Genomic DNA, 3,725 nt, shown 5'->3' on the forward strand with positions numbered 1-3,725 from the left:
GCCGAGGATCTCGAGGAGCTCCGCGCCATCTACGTCGACGCCACCACGTCGCCGTCCACGGCCGCACTGCGCAGCGTCCCCGGCGTGGACGCCGACGGCGCACGCTCCGACCTCGCCGCTCGCCGCGAGGCCACCGAGAACCAGGGCGCCCCGTCAGGAGGCTGGTCATGACCGCCGACTTCGGACTGCTGCTGCTCGCCGGGCTCCTCTGCGCGGCCGGGGTCTACCTGCTGCTGGAACGGGCGATCATCAAGATCCTGCTGGGGATCATGATCTTCTCCAACGGCATCAACCTGCTCCTGTTGGCCGCGGGGGGACCGCCCGGCAGCCCGCCGATCATGGGGCGTGGCCGGAGTCCCGACGCCGCCGACTCGGACCCGCTGTCCCACGGGATGATCCTCACCGCGATCGTGATCACCGCCGGTGTCGGGGCCTTCATCCTGGCGCTGGCCTACCGCTCCTACCAGTTCACCACCGCCGACGAGGTCGCCGACGACGCCGAGGACACCAAGATCGCCAAGCGCTCGCCCACCGACGCCTGGTCTGCGCCCGACCGGGACCTGTCCGACGACCACACCACGGGTCAACCCACCGAGCTGGGAGACCACGTCGACTACGACGACGAGGACCTGGAGGAGGCCGAGGCGGAAGCCGAAGCGGAGGCCCGCGCGCGGACCGTGTCCGCGTCGCGCGCCCGCAGGAAGAAGAACCCGGACGACGGAAAGGAGGGTGGCCGGTGATCTCCCCCGAACTGTTCGGCTACCTCATCCCGTCCGTCGTCCTGATCCCCCTGCTCGCCGCGGCCTTGTGCCTGGTGGTCTCCCGCCGGCCACGGGTGCAGAACATCATCACCATCGTCACGCTCACCGGGGTGCTGGTCATCGCGGGCGTCCTGCTGGTGCTCACCGACCAACACGGCGTACACACGGTGCAGGTGGGCGGCTGGGACGCACCCGTGGGCATCACGCTGGTGGCGGACCGGCTCAGCGCCCTCATGCTCTGCGTGTCGGCCATCGTGTTGCTCACGGTGATCATCTACGCCGTGGGCCAGGGTGTCCGCGACGGAGACGGCGACCAGCCCACCTCCATCTTCCTGCCCACCTACCTGGCGCTCGCGGCGGGACTGAACGCGGCGTTCGTCGCCGGCGACCTGTTCAACCTGTTCGTCGGGTTCGAGATGCTGCTGGCCGCGTCCTACGTCCTGCTCACGCTCGGCGCCAGCCAGGAACGGGTCCGCGCGGGGGTCTCCTACACCGTCGTGTCGATGGTGTCCTCGATGGTGTTCCTGTTGGGCATCGCACTGACCTACTCGGCCGCGGGCACGCTCAACCTGGCGCAGCTGTCCGTGCGGATGGCCGAGGTTCCCGACGGGCTGCGGAACACGATCTTCGCCGTCTTCCTGGTGGCGTTCGGCATCAAGGCGGCCGTCTTCCCCCTCTCGACCTGGCTGCCCGACTCCTACCCCACCGCACCCGCCCCCGTCACCGCGGTATTCGCCGGGCTGCTGACCAAGGTGGGCGTCTACGCGATCATCCGGTTCCACACCCTCGTGTTCCCCGGCGGCTCCATGGACGGCGTCCTGCTGGTGGCGGGTCTGCTGACGATGGTCATCGGCATCCTCGGCGCGATCGCACAGTCGGACATCAAACGAATACTGTCCTTCACCCTGGTCAGCCACATCGGGTACATGATCTTCGGCATCGCCCTGTCGACCGGGTACGGCCTGAGTGCGGCGATCTACTACGTCGGCCACCACATCATCGTGCAGACAACCCTGTTCCTGGTGGTCGGGCTGATCGAACGGCAGGCCGGGTCGTCCTCCCTCCGCCGTCTGGGGTCGCTCGCCGTGGCCAGCCCCGTCCTCGCCGTCGTCTTCCTCATCCCCGCCCTCAACCTCGGCGGGATCCCACCCTTCTCCGGCTTCATCGGCAAGCTCGCGGTGGTCCAGGCCGGCGCCGAGGTCGGCGGGCCGCTCATGTGGGTCCTCATCGCCGGGGCCATGGTCACCAGCCTGCTGACGCTCCACGTGGTGGTCCGCGTGTGGTCCAAGGCGTTCTGGCGTCCCCGCGCCGACGCCCCCGAGGGCGCGGTGGCCCTGGCCAAGCCGTTGGCCCTGCTGCCCTCCGACGAGTACGTGGAGTTCGACGAGCGCGAGGAGGTGGGCCGGATGCCGCTGAGCATGCTCGCGCCCACCATGGCCCTCATCGTGGTCTCCTTGTTGATGACGGTGTTCGCCGGCCCGCTGCTCGGGGTCACCGATCGGGCCGCCGCGAGCCTCATGGAGCGGAACGACTACCTGGACACCATCCCCCTCGATTCCACGCCCGAACGCTACGTCGACTCCGTGACGGGGGTGCGCTGACATGGCCCGCAGGATCAAGGTCCGACTCGACCCCCGGGTCATCGGTTCCCGCGTGTTCATGGCTCTGTGGCTGACGGTCGCCTGGGTCATGCTGTGGGGTCCGGTCGAGCTCGGGACGATCGTCGCCGGGGTGCTCGTCGCGATCGTGGTGATGGTGATGCTCCCGCTACCCCGCGTCCCCGTGGAGGGTCTGGTCAGGCCCGTGTCCACGGTGTGGCTGGTGATCGTGGTGGCCTACTATCTTGTCCGCTCCTCGATCGCGGTGGCGTGGCTGTCAGTGCGCCCGCAGGCTCCGCCCCGGTCCGCCGTGCTCAGGGCACCGATGCAGTTGAAATCGGACTTCACCCTCGCCCTGGCCGTCAACACCCTCAATCTCATGCCCGGCGGAATCGTCGTGCGCGTCGACCCGGTGGCCCGGTACGTGTACGTCCACGTCCTGGACGCCGGGAGTCCCGAGGCGGTCGAGAGGTTCCGTCGCCAGACCGCCCACGTGGAACAGTTGTACGTCCGGGCGTTCGAACGCCCCGAGGACTGGAAACCTAGCCCGCAGCACTACTGCGCCCCGGCAGAGGAATACGGGAGCAGCGGCCCGGACCGCGTCCACGACCACGCACCCAAGCCCGTACCAGACAGCGAGGAGCACCGATGAGCCTGTCACTGCTGCTGTGGAGCGCGGCCGTGGTCGCCCTGACGCTCGCACTGTTCACCACGATGATCCGGCTGATCGGTGGGCCCAACACCCTCGACCGGCTGATCTCCCTGGACATGCTCGCCGCCATCGCCCAGTGCGGGGTCGGCGTGTACATCGCCTGGAGCAAGGACACCACCGCCGCGGCCGCCCTGGTTGCGTTGGCGCTGGTCGCCTTCCTCGGATCGGTGTCCGTGGCCCGGTTCCGGGTCAGCGACTCCACCGGAGTGCACAAGGAGGCCCTCACATGAGCGACGACCCCCGGGAGATCGTCTCCGCGCTGTTCGTCCTCGCCGGGGCGCTGCTGACCCTCGCCAGCGCCATCGGTCTGGTGCGCTTCCGCGACACCTTGAGCCGGATGCACCCGGCCGCAAAGCCGCAGGTGCTGGGCCTGGTGCTCGTGCTGTTCGGGGCCAGTGTCCGGATCTTCCCCCACATCGACCTGGGAATGCTCCTGCTGGCCGGGATCGTGGCCGTGTGCACCGCGCCCGTGATCGCCAACCGCGTGGGCAACCTGGCGTATCACGAGAGCGTCGAGGACGGCACCATCACCCACGAGGCCCCGGTCCTGGAGAAGTTCCAGGCGAGCGAGGCCAATCGCAAGAACACACCCTGACGGCGTCCCGCCCGGCCGACTCCCGGCATCCGCTCCAGCGCCTGCGCTCCGGGGCGCCC

The 3,725-nt window shown here is 69.2% G+C and carries 5 protein-coding genes; all 5 read left to right on the forward strand.

Annotated elements, in window-relative coordinates:
* The first annotated feature begins 167 nt into the window (after positions 1-167).
* The 5 genes from G6027_RS04075 to G6027_RS04095 are packed head-to-tail and all read left to right on the forward strand — an operon-like array spanning position 168 to position 3,666.
* Complete coding sequence (locus G6027_RS04075) at positions 168-740, forward strand: Na(+)/H(+) antiporter subunit C (protein WP_182635632.1); 573 nt, start codon at positions 168-170, stop codon at positions 738-740.
* Positions 737-2,362 (forward strand): Na+/H+ antiporter subunit D, encoded by a 1,626-nt coding sequence (locus G6027_RS04080; protein WP_182635634.1) that lies wholly within the window; start codon positions 737-739, stop codon positions 2,360-2,362. Before G6027_RS04075 ends, G6027_RS04080 begins: the two co-directional genes overlap by 4 nt.
* Before the next feature lies 1 nt (position 2,363).
* Complete coding sequence (locus G6027_RS04085) at positions 2,364-3,011, forward strand: Na+/H+ antiporter subunit E (protein WP_182635635.1); 648 nt, start codon at positions 2,364-2,366, stop codon at positions 3,009-3,011.
* A complete protein-coding gene (locus tag G6027_RS04090) occupies positions 3,008-3,301 on the forward strand; it encodes a monovalent cation/H+ antiporter complex subunit F (RefSeq protein ID WP_182610648.1) in 294 nt (97 codons plus the stop codon). Before G6027_RS04085 ends, G6027_RS04090 begins: the two co-directional genes overlap by 4 nt.
* The gene (locus tag G6027_RS04095; protein WP_182635637.1) at positions 3,298-3,666 is read left to right on the forward strand and encodes a monovalent cation/H(+) antiporter subunit G; all 369 of its coding nucleotides are present in this window, start codon (positions 3,298-3,300) and stop codon (positions 3,664-3,666) included. The genes G6027_RS04090 and G6027_RS04095 overlap by 4 nt, the downstream gene beginning before the upstream one ends.
* Positions 3,667-3,725: the final 59 nt, after the last annotated feature.

Source organism: Dietzia sp. SLG310A2-38A2 (assembly GCF_014145095.1).
Classification (GTDB): Bacteria; Actinomycetota; Actinomycetes; order Mycobacteriales; family Mycobacteriaceae; genus Dietzia.

Excerpts from the sequence above, each read along its gene's own strand:
- G6027_RS04095 (WP_182635637.1), top strand. The coding sequence starts at position 3,298 with ATGAGCGACGACCCCCGGGAGATCGTCTCCGCGCTGTTCGTCCTCGCC.
- G6027_RS04085 (WP_182635635.1), top strand. The coding sequence starts at position 2,364 with ATGGCCCGCAGGATCAAGGTCCGACTCGACCCCCGGGTCATCGGTTCC.
- G6027_RS04090 (WP_182610648.1), top strand. The coding sequence starts at position 3,008 with ATGAGCCTGTCACTGCTGCTGTGGAGCGCGGCCGTGGTCGCCCTGACG.
- G6027_RS04075 (WP_182635632.1), top strand. The coding sequence starts at position 168 with ATGACCGCCGACTTCGGACTGCTGCTGCTCGCCGGGCTCCTCTGCGCG.